At 54.4% G+C, this 22,504-nt stretch carries 20 protein-coding genes, 2 tRNA genes and 1 rRNA gene; 17 read left to right on the top strand and 6 right to left on the bottom strand.

What is annotated here, in order from left to right; all coding sequences use genetic code 11:
- The first annotated feature begins 31 nt into the window (after positions 1–31).
- From rrf to L466_RS20350, 3 genes are all read left to right on the top strand, one after another.
- Positions 32–147, top strand: a 5S ribosomal RNA gene (gene rrf / locus L466_RS20360).
- 55 nt (positions 148–202) lie between these two features.
- A tRNA-Asp gene (locus tag L466_RS20355) sits at positions 203–279 on the top strand.
- Between the two features lie 53 nt (positions 280–332).
- Positions 333–408, top strand: a tRNA-Trp gene (locus L466_RS20350).
- 99 nt (positions 409–507) lie between these two features.
- On the opposite strand, the gene hdfR is transcribed toward L466_RS20350, so the two are convergent.
- Positions 508–1,329, bottom strand: coding sequence for an HTH-type transcriptional regulator HdfR (hdfR, locus tag L466_RS20345; protein ID WP_014172169.1), 822 nt, complete (start codon positions 1,327–1,329; stop codon positions 508–510).
- 118 nt (positions 1,330–1,447) lie between these two features.
- Between hdfR and L466_RS20340 the strand changes: the two genes are divergently transcribed.
- On the top strand, positions 1,448–1,786 hold the full coding sequence (locus tag L466_RS20340; RefSeq protein WP_014172168.1) for a MaoP family protein: 339 nt from the start codon (positions 1,448–1,450) through the stop codon (positions 1,784–1,786).
- Between the two features lie 27 nt (positions 1,787–1,813).
- On the opposite strand, the gene L466_RS20335 is transcribed toward L466_RS20340, so the two are convergent.
- Positions 1,814–3,334, bottom strand: a complete 1,521-nt coding sequence (locus tag L466_RS20335) for a YifB family Mg chelatase-like AAA ATPase (protein ID WP_032680082.1) — start codon at positions 3,332–3,334, stop codon at positions 1,814–1,816.
- A gap of 339 nt (positions 3,335–3,673) precedes the next feature.
- Here L466_RS20335 and ilvL point away from each other — a divergent pair, with 339 nt between their 5' ends.
- The 7 genes from ilvL (at position 3,674) to ilvA (ending at position 10,224) form a co-directional block, all read left to right on the top strand.
- Entirely contained in the window at positions 3,674–3,772 is a 99-nt protein-coding gene (ilvL, locus tag L466_RS22855; protein ID WP_001311244.1) for an ilv operon leader peptide, read from the top strand.
- 86 nt (positions 3,773–3,858) lie between these two features.
- Positions 3,859–3,909, top strand: coding sequence for a peptide IlvX (gene ilvX / locus L466_RS23545; RefSeq protein ID WP_102046757.1), 51 nt, complete (start codon positions 3,859–3,861; stop codon positions 3,907–3,909).
- 2 nt (positions 3,910–3,911) lie between these two features.
- The gene (ilvG, locus tag L466_RS20330) at positions 3,912–5,558 is read left to right on the top strand and encodes an acetolactate synthase 2 catalytic subunit (protein WP_014172167.1); all 1,647 of its coding nucleotides are present in this window, start codon (positions 3,912–3,914) and stop codon (positions 5,556–5,558) included.
- A complete protein-coding gene (gene ilvM / locus L466_RS20325) occupies positions 5,555–5,818 on the top strand; it encodes an acetolactate synthase 2 small subunit (RefSeq protein WP_014172166.1) in 264 nt (87 codons plus the stop codon). Before ilvG ends, ilvM begins: the two co-directional genes overlap by 4 nt.
- An 18-nt stretch (positions 5,819–5,836) precedes the next feature.
- A complete protein-coding gene (gene ilvE, locus L466_RS20320; RefSeq protein WP_025202772.1) occupies positions 5,837–6,766 on the top strand; it encodes a branched-chain-amino-acid transaminase in 930 nt (309 codons plus the stop codon).
- Positions 6,767–6,826: 60 nt separating this feature from the next.
- Complete coding sequence (gene ilvD, locus L466_RS20315; protein ID WP_014172164.1) at positions 6,827–8,677, top strand: dihydroxy-acid dehydratase; 1,851 nt, start codon at positions 6,827–6,829, stop codon at positions 8,675–8,677.
- 2 nt (positions 8,678–8,679) lie between these two features.
- Positions 8,680–10,224 carry a threonine ammonia-lyase, biosynthetic gene (ilvA, locus tag L466_RS20310; protein WP_025202773.1) on the top strand — a complete coding sequence of 515 codons (1,545 nt, stop codon included), beginning with the start codon at positions 8,680–8,682 and terminating at the stop codon, positions 10,222–10,224.
- Here the strand turns inward: ilvA and ilvY are convergent.
- Positions 10,221–11,111, bottom strand: coding sequence for an HTH-type transcriptional activator IlvY (gene ilvY, locus L466_RS20305; protein ID WP_020882896.1), 891 nt, complete (start codon positions 11,109–11,111; stop codon positions 10,221–10,223). The two genes, ilvA and ilvY, sit on opposite strands and share 4 nt — an antisense overlap.
- Positions 11,112–11,264: 153 nt before the next feature.
- Between ilvY and ilvC the strand changes: the two genes are divergently transcribed.
- Positions 11,265–12,740 carry a ketol-acid reductoisomerase gene (gene ilvC, locus L466_RS20300; protein ID WP_014172161.1) on the top strand — a complete coding sequence of 492 codons (1,476 nt, stop codon included), beginning with the start codon at positions 11,265–11,267 and terminating at the stop codon, positions 12,738–12,740.
- Positions 12,741–12,808: 68 nt separating this feature from the next.
- Here the strand turns inward: ilvC and ppiC are convergent, their stop codons facing one another.
- Positions 12,809–13,090 (bottom strand): peptidylprolyl isomerase PpiC, encoded by a 282-nt coding sequence (gene ppiC / locus L466_RS20295; protein ID WP_008501570.1) that lies wholly within the window; start codon positions 13,088–13,090, stop codon positions 12,809–12,811.
- A gap of 85 nt (positions 13,091–13,175) precedes the next feature.
- Between ppiC and rep the strand changes: the two genes are divergently transcribed.
- Positions 13,176–15,200 (top strand): DNA helicase Rep, encoded by a 2,025-nt coding sequence (gene rep, locus L466_RS20290; protein ID WP_014172160.1) that lies wholly within the window; start codon positions 13,176–13,178, stop codon positions 15,198–15,200.
- A 48-nt stretch (positions 15,201–15,248) separates the two neighbouring features.
- Here the strand turns inward: rep and gppA are convergent, their stop codons facing one another.
- Both gppA and rhlB read right to left on the bottom strand, forming a co-directional pair.
- On the bottom strand, positions 15,249–16,733 hold the full coding sequence (gppA, locus tag L466_RS20285; protein WP_014172159.1) for a guanosine-5'-triphosphate,3'-diphosphate diphosphatase: 1,485 nt from the start codon (positions 16,731–16,733) through the stop codon (positions 15,249–15,251).
- Between the two features lie 6 nt (positions 16,734–16,739).
- Positions 16,740–18,005: an ATP-dependent RNA helicase RhlB gene (gene rhlB / locus L466_RS20280; RefSeq protein WP_014172158.1), complete on the bottom strand. Its 1,266-nt coding sequence runs from the start codon at positions 18,003–18,005 to the stop codon at positions 16,740–16,742.
- 144 nt (positions 18,006–18,149) lie between these two features.
- On the opposite strand from rhlB, the gene trxA reads away from it, so the two are divergent.
- The 4 genes from trxA to wzzE all read left to right on the top strand — a co-directional run bounded on the left by trxA (position 18,150) and on the right by wzzE (position 22,486).
- A complete protein-coding gene (trxA, locus tag L466_RS20275; RefSeq protein WP_004386384.1) occupies positions 18,150–18,479 on the top strand; it encodes a thioredoxin TrxA in 330 nt (109 codons plus the stop codon).
- A gap of 341 nt (positions 18,480–18,820) precedes the next feature.
- Positions 18,821–20,080 carry a transcription termination factor Rho gene (gene rho, locus L466_RS20270; RefSeq protein WP_008501566.1) on the top strand — a complete coding sequence of 420 codons (1,260 nt, stop codon included), beginning with the start codon at positions 18,821–18,823 and terminating at the stop codon, positions 20,078–20,080.
- Positions 20,081–20,322: 242 nt separating this feature from the next.
- Positions 20,323–21,426 carry a UDP-N-acetylglucosamine--undecaprenyl-phosphate N-acetylglucosaminephosphotransferase gene (wecA, locus tag L466_RS20265; RefSeq protein ID WP_014172155.1) on the top strand — a complete coding sequence of 368 codons (1,104 nt, stop codon included), beginning with the start codon at positions 20,323–20,325 and terminating at the stop codon, positions 21,424–21,426.
- A 13-nt stretch (positions 21,427–21,439) separates the two neighbouring features.
- Positions 21,440–22,486 carry an ECA polysaccharide chain length modulation protein gene (gene wzzE, locus L466_RS20260; RefSeq protein ID WP_032680083.1) on the top strand — a complete coding sequence of 349 codons (1,047 nt, stop codon included), beginning with the start codon at positions 21,440–21,442 and terminating at the stop codon, positions 22,484–22,486.
- Positions 22,487–22,504 lie beyond the last annotated feature (18 nt).

Below are 22,504 nucleotides of genomic sequence, written 5' to 3' on the forward strand. Positions count from 1 at the left end.
GATTTTCAGCTGATACAGATTACAGAATTTGCCTGGCGGCTTTAGCGCGGTGGTCCCACCTGACCCCATGCCGAACTCAGAAGTGAAACGCCGTAGCGCCGATGGTAGTGTGGGGTCTCCCCATGTGAGAGTAGGGAACTGCCAGGCATCAAATTACGTAGTAAGCCGGTGCATAAATCCGGTGGTTACAGCAGTCTTCGGTGGAGCGGTAGTTCAGTCGGTTAGAATACCTGCCTGTCACGCAGGGGGTCGCGGGTTCGAGTCCCGTCCGTTCCGCCACTTATTAAGACATTAAGCCTGCCTACCCGGCAGGCTTAATGGCAAAAGACTTTAGGGGCGTAGCTCAGTTGGTAGAGCACCGGTCTCCAAAACCGGGTGTCGCGAGTTCGAGTCTCTCCGCCCCTGCCATATATAATCCTTTGCTTCGGCAAAGGATTTTTTTTTTGCCTGAAAGACGCCGAGTCCCCTCTTCAGACGTTGCAGCCAGCATTTCTGCTGGCGCATGCATCAATCCATAATATTAATTTTTAGAAGATCTTTTATCTGCGATTGCTTATCGCTGTTCTGGAGCCAGATGGCATACAGCGGTCTGGAAAGCGTGGTGGAGTCCACAACGGTATGCAACCCGGGTTTCGTGTCTGCCCAGCGAACAGGTAACCAGGTGCACCCCTTCAGTAAGGAGAGCTGCTGACAGGCGATCTCCGCAGAGCTGGTTGTTAACTGTGGCACATCATCCGGAGCAATCAATCCCGCCTCGTGTTGCTGGAAATCTGGCCCCCACTCCAGACGCAGATAGGTCAGGTCGGCTTTCATCATTGAAGGCTCGGAGGCATAAAGCGCAAGGCCAAACTGGCCAACAATCTGGCTGCTAAATTCGTCCATTTTGGGGGCTTCGGTCGTGATCAGAAGATCCAGCTGGCGCTCGTGCAGTTGCTTAACGAGCGACTGACGTTGCGCAATCCGCGCTTCAAATTGCAAATGGTTGTGGGAAGGGTAGAGCCGGGTAAGCCACTGACTGAGCATACATTCCCACAACGATGCGCTGGCCCCAATGGAGAACTCGTTATGCCTCGAGGTGTGCGCAACCTCTTTTCGTGCCGCCTGCCAGGTATTCATCAGTGTTTCTGCATACGGCAGCAGTTTTTCACCGGCTGGCGTGAGGCGTATGTTGTTGCGGTGGCGGGTAAAAAGGTTCACACCCAGTTGATTTTCCAGCTGTCGAATACGAAAACTGACCGCTGACTGCGTCAGGTAAAGGGCTTCCGCTGCTCGCCCAAAGTGGCGCGTTCTGCTCACTTCCAGGAAAGTTTTTAGCAATTCCGTATCCACATCTTTCTCCGCAAAATAATTTGTCGTTATGATTTAAATGTTTTGTTTTACACTCTGTCAAGCGTAACTAATACTCCGCGCCATAAATAGCTCGGCCAAAGAATTAGGAGCGTGTAGGATGGCGGAAAGCTTTACGACGACTAATCGTTTTTTCGACAATAAAAATTATCCACGCGGGTTCTCTCGTCACGGCGATTTCACCATCAAAGAGGCGCAGATGCTTGAGCGTCATGGTTATGCCTTTAACGAGCTGGATCTGGGTAAACGTGAGCCTGCAACTGAAGACGAAAAACAGTTTGTCGCAGTCTGCCGTGGCGAGCGTGAGCCACAGTCTGAAGCAGAACGTGTATGGATCAAGTATATGGCACGCATTAAGCGTCCAAAGCGTTTCCATACGCTGTCTGGCGGTAAGCCGCAGATGGAAGGTGCTGAAGACTACACTGAGTCTGACGACTAACAAGAAAAGGGGCTGTGGCCCCTTTTTTTATGCCAGTAACTTTTGCAGGTGCAGGAGCAAGCGATCGATCGCACGATAGCTTAACGCTTCCTGCAGATGCCGCCTCTCAATGTCAGGGCACTTTTCCACATCGGCGATGGTGCGGGCGACTTTTATAAGACGCTGCCATGCGCGAATGGAAAGCCCAAAGCGCGTCAACGTATCCTCCAGCCAGCATGAATCTTCAGTCTTAAGAGGACAAAACTGCCGAATCTCAGCGTTATCCAGACGGGCATTCAGCTTATGTTGACGCATATACTGCCGGGCCTGCGCGGAGATAACCCGCTCGCGAACCTCCACCGTACTCTCTCCTCTGGCGCTGCTCTGGCTGAGCAGGCCGGGAGGAGGCAAGGGGATTTCCAGCGACAAATCGAAACGATCCAGGAAAGGACCAGATAACTTCCCCAGGTAGCGCAGCGTCTGTTCAGGCGTGGAGCGATTGTGGTTTCCCTGATAATGGCCCGATGGGCTGGGGTTCATTGCCGCTACCAGCTGGAACCGCGCGGGATAGCTTATTTTAGCGCGTGCACGGGAGATGTGGATCTCACCCGATTCGATGGGCTCCCTCAGCGCATCCAGAACACGGCGTTCAAATTCAGGCAGTTCATCCAGAAACAGGATGCCGTTGTGCGCCAGAGAGATCTCTCCCGGCCCTGGTATGGTGCCACCGCCGACCATGGCCGCCAGTGAGGCACTGTGGTGCGGAGAGCGAAACGGGCGACGTCGCCACTGTTTTTGCAATGACACTGAACTCACCAGACTAAATATCGCCGCGCTTTCCAGCGCTTCATGGTTATTAAGTGGAGGCAGTAAACCATTCAACCTGCTCGCCAGCATCGTTTTTCCTGTACCCGGTGGGCCAATCAACAACAGGTTATGTCCGCCGGCAGCGGTGATTTCCAGCGCCCGCTTCCCCTGCTCCTGGCCGTAAATATCGCTCAGATCGTCCGGGCTTTCTGCCAGGGGATCGCCTGATTCTTCCGGCTCTGACAGCACATGTTGCCCCTCAAGATACGCGCACACTTCCTGTAAATGCCCGGCTAGCAGACATCCTCTCTCGGCTATCAGGCTCACTTCTGCACCATTTTCATTGGCAACAATGATTTGTCGACCTGCGCGAATGGCCTCCAGCGCACCCGAGATGGCACCAGGAACGCCCCTCAGCGCGCCTGTGAGCGCCAGTTCACCGATGAACTCATATGCGCCTAGTCTGCTGCTGTTAAGCTGCTCAGAGGCGGCGAGGAGCGCTATAGCGATAGGTAAATCATATCGCCCTCCCTCTTTAGGCAAGTCTGCAGGCGCAAGGTTGATGGTGATTTTCTTTGCCGGAAAGGTATAACCGCTATTAATAATCGCACTGCGCACCCGATCTCTGGCTTCCTTTACCGTGGTCTCCGGCAATCCAACCAGCGTCAGCCCGGGCAGCCCGTTGCTGAGATGAACTTCTACCGAAATAAGCGGTGCTTTTACTCCAATGGCCGCACGGGTATAAACAACTGACAGTGACATAAGCACCTCCTCAGGAGATGACTATGCCCGTGACCGATATGCATGTTTAGCCACATTTAGCGGATTTACGCATCCTCTTCCGAGGTTTTAACGTCAAGATGTAACCTTTTCTTTTCTGCGGAACCCTGCTCGCAAAAAAATGTACTGGCGACATACCGCTCTGTCCGTGCTGAAAAAATGAAAAATATTCACTATCAAATTTCTTTATATAAAACAATACGTTCAGAAAATATGATTCGCAGGCTAACGAAACCAGCCATAAATAAATCTTGTGTTTGATTTAAAAACTGTGATACCTCTTTAGGTATTCCTTCGAACAAGATGCAAAAAGAACTGAAAATGACAGCCCTTCTACGAGTGATTAGCCTGGTCGTGATTAGCGTGGTGGTGATTATTATCCCACCGTGCGGGGCTGCACTTGGACGAGGAAAGGCTTAGAAATCAAGCCTTAACGAACTAAGACCCCCGCACCGAAAGGTCCGGGGGTTTTTTTATGACTAAAAAACTTACATGAGGAGCAGAGAATGACTAATAGCACAAAATTCTGTTTCTCCCGATTTATGACGGGGAACTAACTATGAATGGTGCACAGTGGGTAGTACATGCGTTGCGCGCACAGGGAGTCGACACTGTCTTCGGTTATCCGGGGGGCGCAATAATGCCGATTTACGATGCATTGTATGACGGCGGCGTGGAACACCTCTTGTGCCGACACGAGCAGGGCGCTGCGATGGCCGCCATTGGCTATGCACGTGCCACCGGTAAAACCGGTGTCTGCATGGCAACCTCAGGGCCGGGCGCCACAAACCTGATCACCGGCCTGGCGGATGCACTGCTTGATTCCGTTCCCGTTGTCGCCATCACCGGTCAGGTGGCCTCGCCCCTCATTGGTACTGATGCCTTCCAGGAAGTGGACGTGCTCGGCTTGTCACTGGCCTGCACCAAACACAGCTTCCTCGTTCAGTCTCTGGAAGAGCTGCCGCGTGTGATGGCAGAGGCGTTTGAGGTAGCAAACTCTGGTCGCCCTGGACCGGTTCTGGTTGATATCCCGAAAGATATCCAGGTTGCTCTGGGCGATCTGGAACCGCACTTCTCCACCGTTGAAAGCGACGATGCATTCCCGCACGCCGCGGTGGAAGAGGCGCGGCAGATGATTGCCCACGCTAAACAACCGATGTTGTACGTAGGGGGTGGGGTTGGTATGGCACAGGCCGTTCCCGCCCTGCGCGAATTCATCGCGGTTACGCAAATGCCCGCCACCTGTACGCTGAAAGGTCTTGGCGCGGTAGATGCGGACTATCCGTACTATCTGGGCATGCTGGGGATGCACGGTACCAAAGCGGCGAACCTGGCCGTGCAGGCGTGTGACTTGCTGATCGCCGTAGGTGCCCGTTTTGATGATCGTGTCACCGGCAAGCTGAATACCTTCGCGCCGAATGCCAACGTGATCCACATGGATATCGACCCGGCGGAGATGAACAAACTGCGTCAGGCGCATGTGGCCCTGCAGGGCAATCTCAACGCGTTATTACCGGCTTTACAGCAGCCTCTGAAAATCGACGCATGGCGTCAGCACACCGCCGATATGCGCGTTGAACATACCTGGCGTTACGACCATCCTGGTGACGCCATCTATGCGCCACTGCTGTTAAAGCAATTGTCCGACCGTAAACCGGCAGACTGTGTGGTCACGACGGATGTAGGCCAACACCAGATGTGGTCAGCACAGCACATGACTTACACGCGCCCGGAAAACTTCATTACCTCCAGCGGCTTAGGGACGATGGGCTTCGGTCTCCCTGCCGCGGTAGGGGCGCAGGTTGCCCGCCCGAACGATACGGTTATCTGTATCTCCGGTGACGGCTCTTTCATGATGAACGTTCAGGAGCTGGGCACCGTTAAGCGCAAGCAGTTACCGTTGAAAATCGTCTTGCTCGATAACCAGCGTTTAGGAATGGTTCGTCAGTGGCAACAGCTGTTTTTCCAGGAACGCTACAGTGAGACTACCCTGACGGATAACCCTGATTTCCTCATTCTGGCCAGTGCCTTTGGTATCCCTGGCCAGCACATCACCCGTAAAGACCAGGTTGAAGCGGCACTCGACACCATGCTGTCAAGCGAAGGGCCGTACCTGCTTCATGTCTCAATCGACGAGCTTGAGAATGTCTGGCCGTTGGTACCGCCAGGTGCCAGTAACTCACAAATGCTGGAGAAATTATCATGATGCAACATCAGGTCGCCGTGCAGGCTCGCTTCAATCCAGAGACATTAGAACGCGTTTTGCGTGTGGTGCGTCACCGTGGCTTTCAGATTTGCTCTATGAATATGGAGACGGCCACTGATGCTCAAAATATCAGTATCGAATTAACCGTTGCCAGCCCGCGGTCGGTCGACTTACTGTTTAGTCAGTTAACAAAACTGGTAGACGTTGCACATGTTGCCATCTGCCAGAGCACAACCACATCACAACAGATCCGTGCTTAAGCGCGACAGGAAGAGAAAATGACGACAAAAAAAGCTGATTACATTTGGTTCAATGGTGAGATGGTTCGCTGGGAGGACGCGAAAGTCCACGTTATGTCCCACGCGTTGCATTACGGTACCTCTGTCTTCGAAGGCATCCGTTGCTACGACTCACACAAAGGGCCAGTGGTGTTCCGTCATCGCGAACACATGCAGCGTCTGCATGACTCAGCCAAAATTTATCGTTTCCCGGTTTCTCAGAGCGTGGATGAGCTGATGGAAGCCTGCCGCGACGTGATTCGTAAGAACAACCTCACCAGTGCCTATATTCGTCCGCTGGTGTTTGTAGGTGATGTAGGCATGGGCGTGAACCCGCCAGCCGGTTATACCACCGATGTGATCATTGCTGCGTTCCCGTGGGGTGCTTATCTGGGGGCTGAAGCCCTGGAGCAGGGGATCGACGCAATGGTTTCTTCCTGGAACCGCGTGGCACCAAACACGATCCCGACGGCGGCAAAAGCGGGCGGTAACTACCTCTCCTCACTGCTGGTCGGTAGCGAAGCGCGCCGTCACGGTTATCAGGAAGGTATCGCGCTGGACGTGAATGGCTATATCTCTGAAGGTGCAGGTGAAAACCTGTTCGAAGTGAAAGACGGCATTCTGTTTACGCCGCCATTTACCTCTTCCGCTCTGCCGGGTATTACCCGTGACGCCATCATCAAGCTGGCAAAAGATTTGGGTATCGAAGTCCGTGAGCAGGTCCTGTCCCGCGAATCCCTGTACCTGGCCGATGAAGTGTTCATGTCCGGTACCGCGGCGGAAATTACGCCGGTTCGTAGCGTAGACGGTATTCAGGTTGGTGCTGGCCGCTGTGGTCCGGTCACCAAACGTATTCAGCAAGCCTTCTTTGGCCTCTTCACCGGTGAAACGGAAGATAAATACGGCTGGCTGGATCAGGTTAATCAATAAGCATAAATATGGGACGGCACGCACCGTCCCATTCAATAGTCAGACGGGAGTAAATAAAGCATGCCTAAGTATCGTTCCGCCACCACCACTCATGGCCGTAACATGGCGGGTGCCCGCGCACTGTGGCGCGCCACCGGGATGACCGACGCCGATTTCGGTAAGCCTATTATCGCCGTGGTGAACTCCTTCACCCAGTTTGTGCCGGGCCACGTGCACCTGCGCGATCTCGGCAAACTCGTTGCCGAGCAAATCGAAGCCTCCGGCGGTGTGGCGAAAGAGTTCAACACCATTGCGGTGGATGACGGTATCGCGATGGGTCACGGGGGTATGCTCTATTCACTGCCGTCGCGTGAGCTGATCGCCGACTCGGTGGAGTATATGGTGAACGCCCACTGCGCGGATGCCATGGTTTGTATCTCCAACTGCGATAAAATTACCCCGGGGATGCTGATGGCTTCCCTGCGTCTGAACATTCCGGTGATCTTCGTCTCCGGCGGTCCAATGGAAGCGGGTAAAACCAAGCTTTCCGATAAAATCATCAAGCTCGACCTGGTCGATGCGATGATTCAGGGCGCGGATCCAAAAGTTTCTGATGAACAAAGCGATCAGGTTGAACGTTCTGCGTGCCCAACCTGTGGCTCCTGCTCAGGTATGTTCACCGCGAACTCCATGAACTGTCTGACCGAAGCGCTGGGTCTGTCTCAGCCGGGCAACGGCTCGCTGCTGGCGACCCACGCCGACCGTAAACAGCTGTTCCTCAATGCCGGTAAACGCATCGTTGAGCTGACCAAACGCTACTACGAGCAAGATGATGAAAGCGCGCTGCCGCGTAATATCGCCAGCAAAGCCGCGTTTGAAAATGCCATGACGCTGGATATCGCCATGGGCGGTTCCACCAACACCGTTCTCCACCTGCTGGCCGCCGCGCAGGAAGCTGAAATCGACTTCACCATGAGCGATATCGACAAGCTGTCCCGCAAAGTACCGCAGCTCTGTAAAGTTGCGCCGAGTACCCAGAAATACCACATGGAAGATGTCCACCGTGCGGGTGGCGTACTGGGTATTCTCGGTGAGCTGGATCGCGCCGGGCTGCTGAACCGCAACGTCAAAAACGTGCTCGGCCTGACGCTGCCGGAGTCGCTGGACAAATACGACGTCATGCTCACGAAAGACGATGCGGTGAAAAAGATGTTCCGCGCCGGCCCGGCAGGTATTCGTACCACCCAGGCCTTCTCACAGGATTGCCGCTGGGACACGCTGGATGACGATCGTGCAGAAGGCTGTATTCGCTCACTGGAACATGCCTACAGCAAGGACGGCGGTCTGGCCGTGCTCTACGGTAACTTTGCAGAAAACGGCTGTATTGTAAAAACCGCAGGCGTGGATGACAGCATTCTCAAATTCACCGGCCCGGCAAAAGTGTACGAAAGCCAGGACGACGCGGTAGAGGCTATTCTCGGTGGCAAAGTGGTGGAAGGCGACGTGGTTGTCATTCGCTACGAAGGGCCGAAAGGCGGGCCGGGTATGCAGGAGATGCTCTATCCCACCACCTTCCTGAAATCCATGGGCCTCGGTAAAGCCTGTGCGCTGATCACCGACGGACGTTTCTCTGGCGGTACGTCTGGTCTCTCCATTGGCCACGTGTCACCGGAAGCGGCAAGCGGCGGCAACATCGCGATTATTGAAGATGGCGACCTGATCGAAATTGATATCCCGAATCGCGGTATTCAGTTGAAACTGAGCGACCAGGATATTGCGGCGCGTCGTGAAGCCCAGGAGGCTCGCGGCGACAAAGCCTGGACGCCAAAAGATCGCCAGCGCGACGTCTCCTTCGCCCTGCGTGCCTATGCGAGCCTTGCCACCAGTGCAGATAAAGGCGCGGTGCGCGACAAATCGAAACTTGGGGGCTAATGATGGCCGAGTCGCAACCGTTATCCGCCGCCCCTGAGGGGGCGGAATACCTCAGGGCGGTGCTACGTGCACCGGTCTATGAAGCCGTACAGGTCACGCCGCTGCAGAAGATGGAAAAACTCTCCTCGCGCCTCGACAACGTGATTCTGGTGAAACGCGAAGACCGCCAGCCGGTACACAGCTTCAAGCTGCGTGGCGCCTACGCAATGATGGCCGGGTTGACCGACGAGCAAAAAGCGCGGGGGGTGATTACCGCCTCTGCGGGCAACCACGCGCAGGGCGTCGCGTTCTCCTCAGCGCGCCTGGGGCTGAAAGCGCTGATTGTTATGCCGGTTGCTACTGCTGATATCAAAGTGGATGCCGTACGCGGTTTCGGCGGTGAAGTGTTGCTCCACGGCGCAAACTTTGACGAAGCCAAAGCCAAAGCGATAGAGCTGGCGCAGCAACAGGGGTTTACCTGGGTGCCGCCGTTCGATCATCCGATGGTCATTGCCGGACAGGGGACGCTGGCGCTTGAGCTGCTGCAGCAGGATGCGCATCTCGACCGCGTCTTCGTGCCGGTTGGCGGTGGCGGCCTCGCGGCGGGCGTAGCGGTGCTGATCAAACAGCTGATGCCGCAAATCAAAGTGATTGCCGTTGAGGCGGAAGACTCAGCCTGTCTGAAAGCGGCGCTGGATGCCGGTCATCCGGTGGACTTACCACGCGTCGGGCTGTTTGCTGAAGGCGTGGCGGTTAAACGCATTGGCGATGAAACCTTCCGTCTTTGCCAGGAGTATCTTGACGATATTATCACCGTCGACAGCGACGCCATCTGCGCCGCAATGAAAGATCTGTTCGAAGATGTGCGTGCGGTAGCGGAACCTTCCGGTGCGCTGGCGCTGGCGGGGATGAAGAAATACATCGCGCAGCACAACATCCGCGGCGAGCGTCTGGCGCATGTCCTTTCTGGTGCCAACGTGAACTTCCACGGTCTGCGCTATGTTTCCGAACGCTGCGAGCTGGGTGAGCAACGCGAAGCGCTGCTGGCGGTTACCATCCCGGAAGAGAAGGGCAGCTTCCTGAAGTTTTGTCAGCTGCTGGGCGGCCGTTCAGTCACGGAGTTTAACTACCGTTTTGCCGACGCCCGAGATGCCTGCATTTTTGTCGGCGTACGGTTAAGCCGTGGTCTGGAAGAGCGTAAAGAGATCCTCCACCTGCTCCACGAAGGTGGCTACAGCGTCGTGGATCTCTCCGACGATGAGATGGCGAAACTGCACGTGCGTTACATGGTGGGCGGGCGTCCATCGAAGCCGCTGCAGGAACGTCTCTACAGCTTCGAGTTCCCGGAGTCACCGGGCGCGTTGCTCAAGTTCCTGCATACGCTGGGCACGCACTGGAACATCTCTCTGTTCCACTACCGCAGCCACGGTACCGATTATGGGCGCGTGCTGGCCGCCTTCGAACTGGGCGAGCACGAGCCTGATTTCGAAACGCGGCTGAACGAGCTGGGCTATGAGTGTCACGATGAAACCCATAACCCGGCGTTCAGGTTCTTCCTGGCGGGCTAGTGGTTAGGCAGTATCTGCCAGAAGGCATCAATAAGCGGCTCCTGCAGCCGCTTTTTTTGTGCGCACACGCCAAGCTCAAACGGCGTTTTTTCGTCGCTGCGCTCCAGAATCATCACGCGATTACGCACCGGTTCCGGGCTGTTCTCCAGGACCACTTCCGGCAGCAGTGCCACGCCGCAGCCCAGCGCCACCATTGACACCATCGCCTCATGCCCGCCAACCGTCGCGTAAATTGACGGGTTGCTGATCTTCTGGCGACGAAACCAGAGCTCAATACGACGGCGCACCGGCCCCTGATCGGCCATGATAAAAGGCACCGTGGACCAGTCTGGCTTTTCCACCGACACCTGATTACGCACCGGGCAGGGTAACGCGGGGGCAATCAACACGACCGCCAGGTTCTCCAGCATTGAGAACGCGACAGCGCCTGGCAGGGTTTCGGGTTTCCCGGCAATGGCGAGATCCGCCTCGCCTGTCACCACTTTTTCCATTGCGTCGGCGGCATCACCGGTGGTGAGTTTAATTTCCACCGACGGTTGTTCTGCGCGAAAGCGGTCAAGAATCGGCGGCAGATGGCTATAGGCCGCGGTCACGGAGCAGAAAATATGCAGCTCGCCGGACAGCGATGGCCCTTTCTGGTCAATGGTGTGTCGCAGCTGTTGATACTGCAGCAGCGTTTGTTGGGCAAAGACCCGTAACTCCTCACCGGCTTCCGTGAGGGTGACGGTGCGGTTGTCGCGTACAAACAGGGGCTGACCGAGGTCTTCCTCAAGGCGCTGGATCTGGCGCGAAAGCGTGGAGGGACTGACGTGCATCGCCCGGGCGCTGCGCCCAAAGTGACGGCTTTCCGCCAGATGCAGGAACATTTTCAGATCGCGTAAATCCACTGATTTCACTCCCCCTTTTTACATTGCAAATATTGCAACGTGATGTTGTGAATATATCAATTTCCGCAATAAATTTCCTGTCATATAGTAAGTTCATTCTCGCAAAAGCGAACCGAACAATAAGCACAACAACACAACATCACGGAGTCCATTATGGCTAACTACTTTAATACACTGAATTTGCGCCAGCAGCTGGCGCAGCTGGGCAAATGCCGCTTTATGGCGCGCGACGAATTTGCCGATGGCGCGAGCTACCTTCAGGGTAAAAAAGTGGTCATCGTCGGCTGCGGCGCCCAGGGTCTGAACCAGGGCCTGAACATGCGTGACTCCGGTCTGGATATTTCCTACGCCCTGCGTAAAGAAGCGATTGCTGAGAAGCGTGCGTCCTGGCGCAAAGCGACCGAAAACGGTTTTAAAGTCGGTACCTATGAAGAACTGATCCCCCAGGCAGACCTGGTGGTTAACCTGACGCCAGACAAACAGCACTCTGACGTTGTGCGTTCCGTGCAGCCGCTGATGAAAGACGGTGCGGCGTTAGGTTACTCCCACGGCTTTAATATCGTTGAAGTGGGCGAGCAGATCCGTAAAGACATCACCGTTGTGATGGTGGCACCGAAGTGCCCTGGTACTGAAGTACGTGAAGAGTACAAACGTGGCTTCGGCGTGCCAACGCTTATCGCCGTTCACCCGGAAAACGATCCGAAAGGCGAAGGTATGGCGATCGCCAAAGCATGGGCTGCAGCAACGGGTGGCCACCGTGCGGGCGTTCTGGAATCGTCTTTCGTCGCGGAAGTTAAATCTGACCTGATGGGTGAGCAAACCATCCTGTGCGGTATGCTGCAGGCGGGCTCTCTGCTGTGCTTCGACAAGCTGGTGGAAGAGGGTACAGACCCGGCGTACGCAGAAAAACTGATTCAGTTCGGCTGGGAAACGATCACCGAAGCGCTGAAGCAGGGCGGTATCACGCTGATGATGGATCGTCTGTCCAACCCGGCGAAACTGCGTGCTTACGCGCTGTCTGAACAGCTGAAAACGATCATGGCACCGCTGTTCCAGAAACATATGGACGACATTATCTCTGGCGAGTTCTCTTCCGGCATGATGGCGGACTGGGCTAACGACGATAAGAAACTGCTGACCTGGCGTGAAGAGACCGGTAAAACCGCTTTTGAAACCGCCCCACAGTTTGAAGGTAAAATCGGCGAGCAGGAGTACTTCGATAAAGGCGTTCTGATGATTGCGATGGTGAAAGCTGGCGTTGAGCTGGCGTTCGAAACCATGGTGGATTCCGGCATCATCGAAGAGTCTGCCTACTATGAATCACTGCACGAGCTGCCGCTGATTGCGAACACCATCGCCCGTAAGCGTCTGTACGAAATGAACGTGGTTATCTCTGATACCGCCGAGTACGGTAACTACCTGTTCTCTTACGCTTGCGTACCGCTGCTGAAAGAGTTCATGACGACTCTGCAGCCGGGCGACTTGGGCAAAGCGATTGCGGAAGGTGCAGTGGATAACGCGCAGCTGCGTGATGTAAACGAAGCCATTCGCGGCCATGAAATCGAGAAAGTGGGCCAGAAACTGCGTGGCTACATGACCGATATGAAACGTATCGCGGTAGCAGGTTAATACCCGGGCGGGCTGATGCCCTGACCTGACTAAACGTACAAGGCCTTCTCTCAGAGAAGGCCTTGCTGTTATTTGCGGTACAGAACCTTAATAACATGGTAGCCAAACTGCGTGTGCAGTGGGCCTGTGGGTTCCAGCACCGGGCAGGAAAAGACCACTTTATCGAACGCCGGAACCATTTGACCCTGACGGAATTCACCTAAATCACCGCCGCGTTTACCTGACGGACAAATAGAGTGTTTCTTCGCCAGCTTGCCGAAGTCGGCGCCGTTTTTGATCTGCTCGAGAAGATCCAGAGCCAGTTTTTCTTCTTTTACAAGGATATGCAGTGCTGCCGCGGTTTTTGCCATGATCGTGCCTTGAGTGGTATGGATTAGGCTCGCTATACTACCACGCTGTTATTCTCCCCTCCTGACTTTCATTGAGTGATCATTTATGCGTTTAAACCCCGGACAACAACAAGCCGTCGAATTTGTCACTGGACCCTGTCTGGTGCTGGCGGGCGCGGGATCCGGCAAAACGCGCGTCATCACCAATAAGATTGCCCACCTGATCCGCGGCTGCGGGTATCAGGCTCGCCACATCGCGGCGGTGACGTTTACTAACAAAGCAGCGCGCGAGATGAAAGAGCGTGTCGGCCAGACGCTGGGGCGTAAAGAGGCGCGCGGTCTGATGATTTCTACCTTCCATACGCTGGGGCTGGATATCATCAAACGTGAATACGCCGCGCTGGGGATGAAATCCAACTTCTCACTGTTTGACGATACCGACCAGGTGGCCCTGCTCAAGGAGCTCACCGAGGGGCTGATCGAAGATGATAAGGTTCTGCTGCAACAGCTGATCTCGACGATCTCCAACTGGAAAAACGATCTGATGACCCCGGCCCAGGCCGCGGCGATCGCCAAAGGCGAGCGGGATCGGATCTTCGCCCACTGCTACGGTCTGTACGATGCGCATATGAAAGCCTGTAACGTGCTGGATTTCGACGACCTGATCCTGCTTCCCACGCTACTGCTGCAGCGTAATGAAGAGGTGCGTGAGCGCTGGCAGAATAAAATCCGCTACCTGCTGGTGGATGAGTATCAGGACACCAATACCAGTCAGTATGAACTGGTGAAACTGCTGGTGGGACAGCGCGCACGTTTCACGGTGGTCGGTGATGACGATCAGTCCATTTACTCCTGGCGCGGTGCGCGTCCGCAAAACCTGGTCCTGCTGAGTAAAGATTTCCCGGCGCTGCAGGTGATCAAACTGGAGCAGAACTACCGTTCCTCCGGGCGTATCCTTAAAGCCGCGAACATCCTGATCGCCAACAACCCGCACGTGTTCGAAAAACGCCTGTTCTCCGAACTGGGCTACGGTACAGAGCTTAAAGTGCTCAGTGCCAACAATGAAGAGCACGAAGCGGAGCGGGTCACAGGCGAACTCATCGCCCACCACTTCGTCAATAAAACCGAATACAAAGATTACGCGATCCTCTATCGCGGCAACCACCAGTCACGCGTCTTTGAAAAGATGCTGATGCAAAACCGCATCCCGTACAAAATTTCGGGCGGGACCTCCTTTTTCTCGCGGCCCGAAATCAAAGATCTTCTGGCCTACCTGCGTGTGCTCACTAACCCGGATGATGACAGCGCGTTTCTGCGTATCGTGAATACCCCGAAACGGGAAATTGGCCCGGCGACGCTACAAAAGCTTGGCGAGTGGGCGATGACGCGTAATAAGAGTCTGTTTACCGCCAGCTTCGATATGGGGCTGAGTCAGACACTCACCGGACGCGGCTACGATTCATTAACCCGCTTTACCCACTGGCTTGGTGAAGTGCAGCGGCTGGCAGAGCGCGAACCTATCGCCGCCGTGCGCGACCTTATCCACGGTATCGACTACGAGTCCTGGCTGTATGAAACCTCCGCCAGTCCGAAAGCGGCCGAGATGCGCATGAAAAACGTTAACCAGCTGTTCAGCTGGATGACTGAAATGCTGGAAGGCTCGGAGATTGATGAACCGATGACCCTGACGCAGGTGGTTACCCGCTTTACCCTGCGCGATATGATGGAGCGAGGCGAGAGCGAAGAAGAGGCCGATCAGGTTCAGCTGATGACGCTGCATGCGTCAAAAGGTCTGGAATTCCCGTATGTCTATCTGGTTGGCATGGAAGAGGGGTTACTGCCGCACCAGAGCAGCATTGATGAAGATAATGTCGATGAGGAGCGCCGTCTGGCCTATGTAGGCATCACGCGCGCTCAGAAAGAGCTGACCTTCACGCTGTGCAAAGAGCGTAGACAATATGGCGAACTGGTGCGCCCGGAGCCGAGCCGTTTCCTGCTGGAACTTCCGCAGGACGACCTCATCTGGGAGCAGGAGCGTAAAGTGATTACGGCTGAAGAGCGGATGCATAAGGGGCAGGCGAACGTCGCTAACATCCGCGCCATGCTGGCGAAAGCCAAAGAGAAGGGGTAGGTTGTTACAGGCCCGGCAAGCGTAGCGCTACCGGGCATGTCCGCCCTGTTATTTCACCTCAAGCACCCAGTGTACGTAGCTCTGCCACTGACACTCTTGCTCGACCATCTCCGCCCCAAGCGGATGATTATCCAGCCAGTTTTCCGGCAACGTCAGCGAAAGTTTTTCGTCATCCGCCACCAGATTGAGTGCCGGCAGCAAATCATCGCGGCGGCGGCTGGCAAACAGAATAGCCAGACGCAGCAGGCGGCACATATGCTCGGCCACGCGCGGCGGTACGGCGTTTTGCTGATGCAAAGAGGAGAGGTCAACGGCGTTCGTCTGGTTCAGCAGCAGCGTTGCCAGCAACTTTTTCTGCGCAGGGGTATAGCCGGGTAAATCGAGGTTACGCACCAGATAAGCGGCATGAGCCGGGGCCTGTTTAAAATCAATGCTCAGCCCGATTTCATGCAGTGCACAGGCACTTAGCAGCAGATCGCGACTCAAAGGGTCCAGATCCCAGGCATTAGCCACATGATCGGCGAAGCGTGACGCCAGCTGTGCCACGCGGCCTGCCTGATCGATATCAACCAGGAAACGACGCTGCACGTTTCGCAGGGTACGGCTGCGAATGTCCTGATCGACCGACAGATGCAACATTCCGTAGACCAGACCTTCACGCAGCGCGCCGCCCGCCAGCGTCATACATTTGATGTTCAGCTCGGTGAAGATGGCGATCAGGATCGCGAGCCCGCTCGGGAATACCAGCGCGCGTTCAAGCGTCAGGCCTTCAATTTCCAGCTCTTCCAGACGCCCGCACTGAATGGCCCGCTGTTTAAGCTGCTGAAGCTTGGCAAGCGTGATCCGCTCATCCATGCCCTGCGCCATCATAATTTCCTGCAATGCCTGCACGGTACCGGAGGCCCCCACGCAGACTTTCCAGCCGTGGTAGCGCAGTTCGTCCATCACCGGGCGTAACACCTCGCGTGCGGCAGTTTCCGCCTCGTCGAAGTTCTCCTGACCCAGATTGCGGTCAGTAAAGTAGCGCTCAAGCCAGGTTACGCAACCCATCGACAGGCTGAATAGCGACGTTGCCTGCGCACCGGTGCCGGTCACGAGTTCGGTACTGGCGCCCCCGATATCCACAACCAGACGACGATCGTCGCCTCCCGTGGTGTGCGCAACGCCCTGATAAATCAGGCGCGCTTCTTCTTCACCGCTGATAACCTGCACCGGACAACCGAGAATTTCCTGCGCTTTGGCAATAAAATCCACGGCGTTAACCGCCAGGCGGAGTGTCGCTGTGGCGACGACGGTGATTTGGGAATGCGGGATATCCTGCAGACGCTCTGCAAAGAGTCGCAGGCACTGCCAGCCACGTTCCATGGCTTCAGGAGAGAGGTGATTATCGCTGCTCAGGCCCGCCGCGAGGCGGACCTTGCGCTTAATGCGCGTCAGCGTTTGTATGCTTCCCGCCACCTCGCGCACAACCAGCATATGAAAACTATTCGAACCGAGATCAATTGCCGCATAAAGCGAGGTGGAGCTGAGCATAATTTTTTAACCTGAGCGACGACGATTACGCGGCGCGCCAGATCGACGCGGGCCATTGCCGGAACGGGCGCGGGTAAGGCGCTTAGCCGGCGGCAGTTCGCTTAATAGCGCATCCGGGTTGTACTTACTCACCGGAATAGAATGGCCGATGTACGTCTCAATCGCCGGCAGGTTCAGCGCATACTCTTCACACGCGAGGCTGATAGAGTGGCCGCTTGCACCCGCACGACCGGTACGACCGATACGGTGTACATAGTCTTCGCAGTCATCCGGCAGGTCATAGTTAAAGACGTGCGTAACGGCTGGAATGTGCAGGCCGCGCGCTGCGACGTCGGTGGCGACCAGAATATCGAGATCGCCACGGGTGAATTCTTCAAGAATACGCAGGCGTTTTTTCTGCGCGACATCGCCCGTCAGCAGGCCAACACGGTGACCGTCTGCAGCCAGATGGCCCCAGATATCTTCACAGCGGTGCTTGGTGTTCGCGAAGATAATGGCGCGGTCTGGCCACTCTTCTTCGATCAGCGTTTGCAGCAGACGCATTTTCTCTTCATTGGAAGGATAGAAGAGTTCTTCTTTGATGCGGTGGCCGGTTTTCTGCTCGGGTTCCACTTCCACATATTCGGCGTTGTTCATCTGCTCGAATGCCAGTTCGCGTACGCGATACGACAGGGTTGCAGAGAACAGCATGTTGAGGCGCTGATTCGCGGGTGGCATGCGGCGGAACAGCCAGCGGATATCTTTAATGAAGCCCAGATCGTACATACGGTCAGCTTCATCCAGCACCACAACCTGGATGGCACCAAGGTTAATGTGGTTCTGTTTTGCGTAGTCGATAAGACGGCCGGTGGTACCGATCAGGATATCCACACCGCTTTCCAGCACTTTCAGCTGCTTATCGTAACCATCGCCGCCATAAGCCAGGCCGATTTTCAGGCCCGTAGCCTGCATCAGGGGTTCAGCGTCTGCGTGGATCTGTACCGCCAGTTCTCGCGTCGGGGCCATAATTAGCGCGCGCGGCTGGTTAACTTTGCGGTCTGCAATCGCTGGATGAGAAAGTAAATAATGAAACGTTGACGTTAAAAACGCCATCGTTTTGCCAGTACCGGTTTGCGCCTGCCCTGCTACGTCACGTCCCGCCAGCGTCAGCGGCAGGGCGAGAGCCTGAATGGGCGTGCAGTTATGAAACCCTTTATTTTCAAGGGCTTCGATCACTTTTGGGTGCAGGGCGAAGTCGGAAAACTTCTGTTCTGTTAAATGTGTTTTGCTCATAGTGTGGTAGAATATCAGCTTACTATTGCTTTACGAAAGCGTATCCGGTGAAATAAAGTCAACCTTTAGTTGGTTAATGCGACATCAACACGTCGTTGATGAGGGCGAAACCAACGCACCAGGCTTATTCCTGTGGAGTTATATATGAGCGATAAAATTATTCACCTGACTGACGACAGTTTTGACACGGACGTACTTAAGGCTGACGGGCTGACACTCGTCGATTTCTGGGCTGAATGGTGTGGTCCTTGCAAAATGATCGCCCCGATTCTGGATGAGATCGCTGACGAATATCAGGGCAAACTGACCGTTGCCAAGCTGAACATCGACCAGAACCCGGGCACCGCACCAAAATACGGTATCCGTGGCATTCCGACCCTGCTGCTGTTCAAAAACGGCGAAGTGGCAGCGACCAAAGTGGGCGCACTGTCCAAAGGTCAACTGAAAGAGTTCCTCGACGCTAACCTGGCGTAAGGTTTCTTTGCTGCGCGTCCAGAGCGCCTAAATTATGTGGAACTCTGGACGCCCGGCTGAAGTCGTGCTAAGTTAGCTATGACTTCGTTTTAAACATATCTTGTTGTTTGAATCTTGTTTTACCCGATACTTCCCGTTGTTGACACAAACAGTGCGTGAAGTTGCTAAATTCCGGGCTTGTCACTCAATCCGTCTTGTCGTTTCAGTTCTGCGTTTTTTCCCTGTGACCAGACAGCGAACAGACATGAGTTGATGGCCGCTAAACAGGCATGGATGACCCTGCCATACCATTCACAACATTAAGTTCGAGTATCACCCCGAGTTTAAGAACCCACACCATTATGAATCTTACCGAATTAAAGAATACGCCGGTTTCTGAGCTGATCACTCTCGGCGAAAATATGGGGCTGGAAAACCAGGCTCGTATGCGCAAGCAGGACATCATTTTCGCCATCCTGAAGCAGCACGCTAAGAGTGGCGAAGATATCTTTGGCGACGGTGTGCTGGAGATATTGCAAGACGGATTTGGTTTCCTCCGCTCTGCAGACAGCTCCTACCTCGCCGGCCCTGACGACATCTACGTATCCCCTAGCCAAATCCGCCGTTTCAACCTCCGCACTGGTGACACCATTTCAGGTAAGATTCGTCCTCCAAAAGAGGGTGAACGCTACTTTGCGCTGTTGAAAGTGAATGAAGTTAACTTCGACAAACCGGAAAACTCCCGTAATAAGATCCTGTTTGAGAACTTAACGCCGCTGCACGCGAACTCTCGCCTGCGCATGGAGCGTGGTAACGGCTCAACTGAAGATTTAACCGCTCGCGTCCTGGATCTGGCATCGCCAATCGGTCGTGGACAGCGTGGTCTGATCGTCGCACCGCCAAAAGCGGGTAAAACCATGCTGCTGCAGAATATCGCGCAGAGCATCGCTTATAACCACCCAGACTGCGTACTGATGGTACTGCTGATTGACGAACGTCCGGAAGAAGTGACCGAGATGCAGCGTCTGGTTAAAGGTGAAGTGGTTGCTTCTACCTTTGACGAACCCGCATCTCGCCACGTTCAGGTTGCGGAAATGGTTATCGAGAAGGCGAAACGCCTGGTTGAACACAAGAAAGACGTGATCATCCTGCTCGACTCCATCACCCGTCTGGCGCGTGCCTACAACACCGTCGTTCCGGCTTCCGGTAAAGTGCTGACGGGGGGTGTGGACGCTAACGCCCTGCATCGTCCAAAACGCTTCTTCGGTGCGGCACGTAACGTGGAAGAGGGCGGCAGCCTGACCATCATCGCTACGGCGCTGATCGATACGGGTTCCAAAATGGACGAAGTTATTTACGAAGAGTTTAAAGGTACAGGTAACATGGAACTGCACCTCTCTCGTAAAATTGCTGAGAAACGCGTCTTCCCGGCTATCGACTACAACCGTTCCGGTACCCGTAAAGAAGAGCTGCTCACCACCCAGGAAGAGCTGCAGAAAATGTGGATCCTGCGCAAAATCATCCATCCAATGGGTGAAATCGACGCAATGGAGTTCCTCATTAACAAACTGGCGATGACCAAAACTAACGACGATTTCTTCGATATGATGAAACGCTCGTAACGCAAATAAAGCCAGCAAGCGCCACGTTTTTACGTGGCGTTTTTCTTTTATGGCTTATACGCTATTAATGCAGACTCCCATTTCAGACCAGTCAGTGCGACAATAAGACTGTTTGTGCAGTTAACGAAATAATTGATTGAAAAATATACAAAGGGAGTTGTAAGAAGCCTTCTTTATTACTTCTGAGGCAGGGGCTTCATGGTTATACTTCCGGGACTAACTTTTGTTGAGAGCAATCCATTGTGAATCTACTCACCGCCGTTACTGAGCTAATCAGTATTTTTTTATTCACAACCTGTTTTTTGTTCATCGCGCGTAAGGTGGCCAAAAGAATAGGGTTGGTGGATAAGCCTAATTTTCGTAAACGTCATCAGGGACTTATTCCTCTGGTTGGAGGGATTTCTGTTTACGCTGGTATCTGTTTCACGTTTGGTATTGCGGATTATTATATTCCACACGCCGCCCTCTACCTTGCCTGCGCCGGTGTCCTGGTATTAGTCGGGGCGCTGGATGATCGGTTCGATATCGCGGTAAAAATTCGCGCCACCGTCCAGGCCGCCATTGGCGTTATCATGATGGTCGTTGGTGGGCTATATCTGAGAAGCCTCGGTTATGTGTTCGGACCCTGGGAGTTAGTACTGGGGCCCTTTGGCTTCTTCCTGACACTGTTTGCCGTCTGGGCGGCGATAAATGCTTTCAACATGGTGGATGGTATTGACGGCCTGCTCGGTGGATTGTCGTCGGTTTCGTTTGCCGCAATCGGCATCATTTTATGGTTCGATGGTCAGTACAGCCTGTCGATGTGGTGTTTTGCCATGATTGCCGCCATTCTGCCTTATATCCTCTTAAATCTCGGTGCGCTCGGTCGTCGCTATAAAGTGTTTATGGGTGATGCGGGCAGTACGCTGATCGGCTTTACCGTTATCTGGATTTTGCTGGAGACTACTCAGGGTAAAACCCACCCGATTAGCCCGGTAACAGCGCTGTGGATTATTGCCATTCCGCTAATGGATATGGTGGCGATTATGTATCGTCGTCTGCGTAAAGGAATGAGTCCTTTCTCTCCCGATCGCCAGCATATTCACCATCTCATCATGCGTGCCGGTTTTACTTCACGTCAGGCGTTTGTGCTGATTACCCTGGCTGCCGCTATTCTGGCCGCAATTGGGGTGGCTGCGGAATATGCTCATTTCATCCCTGAATGGGTCATGTTGGTATTATTCTTGCTAGCGTTTTTCCTGTACGGCTACTGCATTAAGCGCGCATGGAAAGTGGCGCGGTTTATTAAACGTCTTAAACGCAGGATGCGTCGCAACAGTGGCAACAATACAACATTAACTAAGTAAAACCGGGACTATGATGACTCAACCGTTGGCGGGAGCGAAATCAGTGGTAACTGAGAATGAGCTGGATATTCGGGGTTTGTTTCGCGTGTTGTGGGCAGGCAAACTTTGGATTGCGGGGATCGCGCTGGGGTTTGCATTGTTAGCGCTGGCCTACACCTTCTTTGCAAAACAAGAGTGGAGCGCTACGGCAATCACAGATAAACCAACGGTTAATATGCTCGGGGGGTTCTATTCCCAGCAGCAGTTCCTGCGTAACCTGGACATCAAAGCCAATCTGACCACCCCTGATCAGGCTTCCGTCATGGATGAGGCCTATAAAGAGTTTGTGATGCAGCTGGCTTCCTGGGATACGCGCCGTGATTTCTGGAGCCAGACGGATTATTACAAGCAACGGATGGTGGGCAACAGTAAAGCCGATGCCGCGCTGCTGGATGACATGATTAACAACATTCAGTTTATGCCGGGAGATGCGCTGCGTAACGTCAACGACAGCGTCAAGCTGATTGCCGAAACCGCGCCGGATGCCAATAACCTGTTGCGCCAGTACGTTGCCTTTGCCAGCCAGCGTGCGGCAAGCCACCTTAATGAAGAGCTGAAAGGTGCCTGGGCTGCCCGTACTATCCAGATGAAAGCGCAGGTTAAACGTCAGGAAGAGGTGGCTAAAGCCATCTTCGCCCGCCGTGTACACAATATTGAGCAGGCGCTAAAAATTGCCGAACAGCACAATATTTCCCGCACCGAGACGGACGTGCCGGCAGATGAACTGCCTGATTCAGAAATGTTCCTTCTCGGGCGCCCAATGCTGCAGGCTCGACTGGAAAACCTCCAGGCCGTTGGCCCTGATTTTGACCTCGACTACGATCAAAACCGCGCGATGCTGAACACCCTGAATGTCGGTCCAACAATGGACCCGCGTTTTCAGACCTATCGTTATTTGCGAACGCCTGAAGAACCTGTAAAACGCGATAGTCCGCGCCGCGCATTCCTGATGATCATGTGGGGGATTGTGGGTGCACTGACTGGCGCAGGCGTGGCGTTAACGCGTCGTCGCACTAACTAAGAACGCCGTCTACGATGA

This window comes from Enterobacter sp. BIDMC 30 (assembly GCF_000534355.1).
In the GTDB taxonomy this organism is placed as follows: Bacteria; Pseudomonadota; Gammaproteobacteria; order Enterobacterales; family Enterobacteriaceae; genus Enterobacter; species Enterobacter ludwigii.

Excerpts from the sequence above, each read along its gene's own strand:
- ilvM (WP_014172166.1), top strand. The coding sequence starts at position 5,555 with ATGATGCAACATCAGGTCGCCGTGCAGGCTCGCTTCAATCCAGAGACA.
- rhlB (WP_014172158.1), bottom strand. The coding sequence starts at position 18,005 with ATGAGCAAAACACATTTAACAGAACAGAAGTTTTCCGACTTCGCCCTG.
- ilvC (WP_014172161.1), top strand. The coding sequence starts at position 11,265 with ATGGCTAACTACTTTAATACACTGAATTTGCGCCAGCAGCTGGCGCAG.
- L466_RS20335 (WP_032680082.1), bottom strand. The coding sequence starts at position 3,334 with ATGTCACTGTCAGTTGTTTATACCCGTGCGGCCATTGGAGTAAAAGCA.
- wzzE (WP_032680083.1), top strand. The coding sequence starts at position 21,440 with ATGACTCAACCGTTGGCGGGAGCGAAATCAGTGGTAACTGAGAATGAG.
- rep (WP_014172160.1), top strand. The coding sequence starts at position 13,176 with ATGCGTTTAAACCCCGGACAACAACAAGCCGTCGAATTTGTCACTGGA.
- gppA (WP_014172159.1), bottom strand. The coding sequence starts at position 16,733 with ATGCTCAGCTCCACCTCGCTTTATGCGGCAATTGATCTCGGTTCGAAT.
- rho (WP_008501566.1), top strand. The coding sequence starts at position 18,821 with ATGAATCTTACCGAATTAAAGAATACGCCGGTTTCTGAGCTGATCACT.
- ilvE (WP_025202772.1), top strand. The coding sequence starts at position 5,837 with ATGACGACAAAAAAAGCTGATTACATTTGGTTCAATGGTGAGATGGTT.
- ilvG (WP_014172167.1), top strand. The coding sequence starts at position 3,912 with ATGAATGGTGCACAGTGGGTAGTACATGCGTTGCGCGCACAGGGAGTC.
- ppiC (WP_008501570.1), bottom strand. The coding sequence starts at position 13,090 with ATGGCAAAAACCGCGGCAGCACTGCATATCCTTGTAAAAGAAGAAAAA.
- ilvD (WP_014172164.1), top strand. The coding sequence starts at position 6,827 with ATGCCTAAGTATCGTTCCGCCACCACCACTCATGGCCGTAACATGGCG.
- ilvA (WP_025202773.1), top strand. The coding sequence starts at position 8,680 with ATGGCCGAGTCGCAACCGTTATCCGCCGCCCCTGAGGGGGCGGAATAC.
- L466_RS20340 (WP_014172168.1), top strand. The coding sequence starts at position 1,448 with ATGGCGGAAAGCTTTACGACGACTAATCGTTTTTTCGACAATAAAAAT.
- ilvL (WP_001311244.1), top strand. The coding sequence starts at position 3,674 with ATGACAGCCCTTCTACGAGTGATTAGCCTGGTCGTGATTAGCGTGGTG.
- trxA (WP_004386384.1), top strand. The coding sequence starts at position 18,150 with ATGAGCGATAAAATTATTCACCTGACTGACGACAGTTTTGACACGGAC.